This is a genomic window from Vallitalea okinawensis (genome assembly GCF_002964605.1).
Taxonomy (GTDB): Bacteria; Bacillota; Clostridia; order Lachnospirales; family PQDH01; genus Vallitalea_A; species Vallitalea_A okinawensis.
The window spans coordinates 1-4188 of sequence record NZ_PQDH01000040.1 but is presented as its reverse complement, the minus strand read 5'-3'; the positions used below and the strand labels follow the sequence as shown (position 1 = coordinate 4188).

Genomic DNA, 4188 nt, shown 5'->3' with positions numbered 1-4188 from the left:
TGAGTACAATGATTATGATAGATTAATTCAATTATGTGATGCGCTTGCATTACCTAGTGGATACTGCTTAATGGAAAGAAGAATGGTAGATGTAGTGCTAAGACATGGAGTTAATGATTATATGCAAAGGAAGTGGAAAGCTACTTTTGACCTTAAGGACTATTTTGAAAAGATGATAGGATGCTCAATATATGATGTTTTACCACAGGTAAAAGAGAATACATTTAAATGATACTAACTAAAGTTTAGTTTAATTCACTTACGTATATAGTTGTATTACCGACATATGTCGCAAAGACGTTTTAATGGCTTATATCCGATGTCGGTAATACTTATAGTTAAGTGAAATTATCATAACATATCAGAGTATCTCTTTGGGGTCTAATTATTTGATTGAGAATTATAATATGAAGGAGTTATCAAATGTTTAGAAGCAAAGAAAAGATAATAATTATTTTAATGATAGCACTTATGGTAACAGGTTGTTCCAAAATAGATTATCAATCAGAGATAGATAACATCACTATAGAAAAAGAAAGTTTGGAAGCTGAACTTGAGAATAAAAATGCTGTTATTAATGAAATTAGCGCTAAAAATACTAATTATGAACTTCAATTAAAAAATACTCAACATAAAAATGAGGAATTAGAGGAAGAAGTTAAGCTATCAAAAGAAAAAATTAATCTTTTAGATGTACAGCTTCAGACATCAAAGGTAGAGTTATTACTAGCTCAAAAAGAAAAGCAAATTTATGATACTTCAGAAGTACGAATATACTCAGAAAGTGAATTAAAAGAAGGGATGAAATTTTCTGGTTTAACTGTTGAAGAAGTTGAGCTGGACGATAAGTATTCTCGTGTCTTATTTAGCGGATATTTTATTATGGAAGGTTTTTTCGTAATTAATGACTTTGGTTATACCAATTTAATTTTCATTGCTGATAAGGAATCTGATTATACTCCATTTTATTTTGTGAAAGAGCAGAAGTATTATGATTCTTGTGGAGTTATTAATGATGACTTAGTTAAGGAGCTTTTAGGTGATGAACTACATAATAAGCTATTCCAAGTAGGTGTTAATGGAGGTGAATACCACTTACCAGCTATAGCTGTTTTCAAAAACTATCAGCATTTGGGATATCATGAATCAGAATTAATGAATACTGCTGAATTAGTAGAAATATTAGAGATAAAGGCTGAATAGATGAAGAATTAGTTAGGTGTGTTATGAAAACTTCACTTAACCATGTGTTATCGCAAGGCTCGGGCAGGGTCAAAAAGCCTCATGGGTTTGCCAAGAGGTATTCCTAATGGGTCACGCCCTAACACATTCCTCAACCTAAGTGCGTCGTAGCACTCGTCACATTAGCCACATGCGTGGCATGAGCACCTCCTTCTAAGGTTGAGAAACGTCGGCAACACGGAACGTTATAAGAAATTGCCTCATTCGTTTCGAGGTATTTCTTTGGGGGGATGATCATTTAGTACATATAGCAATTTACATTTGTAAGATATATAGATTATTTATGTTTGATGTAGGAGGGAAAATATGAAAAATTATGCTCAAGTTTATGTGAAAAATAGTTTTGAAGCGGCAGAAATGTATTGCAAAGCTTTTGGTGCAGAAATTACATTTGAAATGAAAAATGATGACAAAACTGCTTATGCGCACTGTGAATTGTCTGTAGATGGTGAAGGATTTTTAGCATTAAGTGAAGCAGCGAATCCTTGTGACGTAAACATTGTTCATAAAGTAAAATGGGAAACTATGACGTTTAACGTTTTTGAAATGGGAAGTGAAGAGTCGGTTTGTAACGCCTTTAATATTTTGAGTAATGGCGGTGTTATTATTAATCCAATTCAGGAAGTGCCATGGAGCAAATGTTGTGCGACTGTTATAGATAAATTTGGAGTGTGTTGGTGGATTGCAATTTAATAAACCTAATGAGCATAATCTTTAGTTTAAAATATTTATTATATTATATGGTAAATGATGGTCAAAGAACTAAGGAGGTATTTGGGTGCTTTATAAGAGTCAATTAGTTTTCCTCATTGGTATAGTTATTTTTGTAGGTTGTTGTTCTAATAAGAATTTAACCCAATTAGAAGAGATAAATGCAGAAAACGTGCTTAATGAGCAAAAAAAGGTAGAGATAAATGAGATTACTACTGATGATGTTGAAGAAAAAGAGGACTTTAGTAGTATTAACGACAAGGATCAGTTTATAAAGTTTTTAAGCAGAAAATGGCTTTCCGTTGACAATGATGGTTGGATAATGGAGATAACAGATAAAGAAATAATACTTAAATTTTATGATATGGAAGATCACATAATATACTCGTACAACATTGAAGAAACCAATATTGATTGCTCAAGCTTAATTATAAATATAACTGAAGAGGATAGAACAAAAATGCATAATGAGATTAGTGGGTTTGGAGAAAAGAAAGAAGTGAATTACTTTGTTAAAATAATAATTGACGGTGATAATATGACTTATATAAATAAGTATAATGAAATAGAGGATGCTATTTCTAGTAGATGGACTTTATATGATGCCCAAAATTAAACTGTGAAGGTCACAGTGAAAAGCTTGACTACTACATATAACAATGGTTCGGGCAAGGTCATAAAGCCTTATGGGATATGCCCTCATACATTCCTCAACCTAAGTCCGTCGGAGCACTCGGCACATTAGCTCTTTGCAGGGCATGAGCACCTTCGCTCTAAGGTTGAGTAACGTCGCAAATCCGAAACGTTAGATGACATAGGAACAATTATTTCAGAGTAGTATGCAAAAGAAAAAATGAAAGGAGATACATACTAATAATGTGTAAAAGTATAATGAGAAAAAATAAGAGGCTATTAGTCCTTTTAATTCTACTCTTTACATTAACTGCTTGTAATGACGAAATAAAACCGACTATAAATGACGATATAAATAATGTACAAAACATAATGATTGAAGAATTAAATACGGAATTAGAATTATTGAGGAATTCTAACCAAGAGTTAATAAATAAGAATATTGAATTGAGTAGTGAGTTAGAAGCCATCAAGGAAGAAAAAGAAGCGAATGAATCAAAAATTTCTAAACAAGATTTAGAAAGTGAGGAAGATGAAGAAGAGTCAAAAGATATTGTAGAGACAATGAATGTTAAGGATTTATTATTAGATGGGGAGCCTTTATGGAATTATGAAGATTATAGTGCATTAAAAGTAGATAAACAATTATATATACCAGTACAACTTCTTGAGGAGTACTATAATGTAATCGATAACGATGAATTTGGTCATGTTGATGATATAGTTATAAAAGGTAGACCAATAGAAAATAAGGTATTTAAGGTTGAAGAGGTCATAAACTTTAATGAATTAGGTGAGGTGCTAGGCCAAAAACAATTTGATGAAGCTCAGAATATGGAGGAAACGACAGTATTCAATCGAGATGGGATTATATTTAACGTTGATGCAAGGTTTGTTGCATATACGATTACTTCTTCTAAATATATGACAGAAAAAGGTATAACCATAGGATCTTCAAAAGAAGAAGTCCGCCAAGCTTATGGTGATATAGGAGAGATGAATGAGGATGAATGGTTTACTTGCAAGACTAGTGCTGATGTTAGAAGAATATACTTTACATTTGAAGGCGGAAAGGTTTCTTCAATTAGTTTCAGAATAAGGTAGAGAATTAGCTTAACCTTAAACATGATGACCTATGTGGGATGTTGATTAGTGTATGTTAAGACATTTATAGTAGCTTCTAATGTGGTACTATGCAATTGTGCCAACATCTTCTAACAAAACCGATGCCATATAAGGGGTAAGGGTTATAGTGGAATTAAATGACGTCTTTTGGTGTGGATAGCAAATGAACTTTTAATGATGCTAAGAAGTGATAAGAAGCAAAAAAACGAAGTCTCTTTACAGGAACCAATAGGTATTGATAAAGAAGCAAATGCCATTACTTTAAATGATATTCTTAAATATGATAATGAATCTGTATTAGATCAAGTGGATATAAAGATGAAAATAAGACAGCTTTACGAAAAGATGAAAGAGGTTTTGAAAGCAAGGGACCAAATGGTTTTAGAAATGCGCTATGGTCTAAAAAATGGTGTAGAGAAAACCCAACGTGAAGTAGCACAAGAATTAGGTATATCAAGATCCTACGTTTCTAGAATC

5 protein-coding genes and 1 pseudogene are annotated in these 4188 nt (G+C 32.3%); all 6 read left to right on the top strand.

What is annotated here, in order from left to right; genetic code table 11:
* A pseudogene (locus C1Y58_RS26080) lies at positions 1-232 on the top strand (phosphohydrolase); the annotation flags it as partial.
* Between the two features lie 191 nt (positions 233-423).
* On the top strand, positions 424-1203 hold the full coding sequence (locus C1Y58_RS26075; protein ID WP_105620084.1) for a hypothetical protein: 780 nt from the start codon (positions 424-426) through the stop codon (positions 1201-1203).
* 345 nt (positions 1204-1548) lie between these two features.
* Positions 1549-1935, top strand: coding sequence for a VOC family protein (locus tag C1Y58_RS26070; RefSeq protein WP_105620083.1), 387 nt, complete (start codon positions 1549-1551; stop codon positions 1933-1935).
* An 85-nt stretch (positions 1936-2020) separates the two neighbouring features.
* Positions 2021-2569 carry a hypothetical protein gene (locus C1Y58_RS26065; protein WP_105620082.1) on the top strand — a complete coding sequence of 183 codons (549 nt, stop codon included), beginning with the start codon at positions 2021-2023 and terminating at the stop codon, positions 2567-2569.
* Positions 2570-2829: 260 nt separating this feature from the next.
* Positions 2830-3690: a hypothetical protein gene (locus tag C1Y58_RS26060; RefSeq protein WP_105620081.1), complete on the top strand. Its 861-nt coding sequence runs from the start codon at positions 2830-2832 to the stop codon at positions 3688-3690.
* 171 nt (positions 3691-3861) lie between these two features.
* Positions 3862-4188, top strand: a 327-nt coding sequence (locus C1Y58_RS26055) for a sigma factor-like helix-turn-helix DNA-binding protein (protein WP_242985480.1), incomplete at its 3' end; no start/stop codon positions are given.

Bases quoted from the DNA above. Each gene is read 5' to 3' on its own strand.
- C1Y58_RS26075 (WP_105620084.1), top strand. From the start codon at position 424: ATGTTTAGAAGCAAAGAAAAGATAATAATTATTTTAATGATAGCACTT.
- C1Y58_RS26070 (WP_105620083.1), top strand. From the start codon at position 1,549: ATGAAAAATTATGCTCAAGTTTATGTGAAAAATAGTTTTGAAGCGGCA.
- C1Y58_RS26060 (WP_105620081.1), top strand. From the start codon at position 2,830: ATGTGTAAAAGTATAATGAGAAAAAATAAGAGGCTATTAGTCCTTTTA.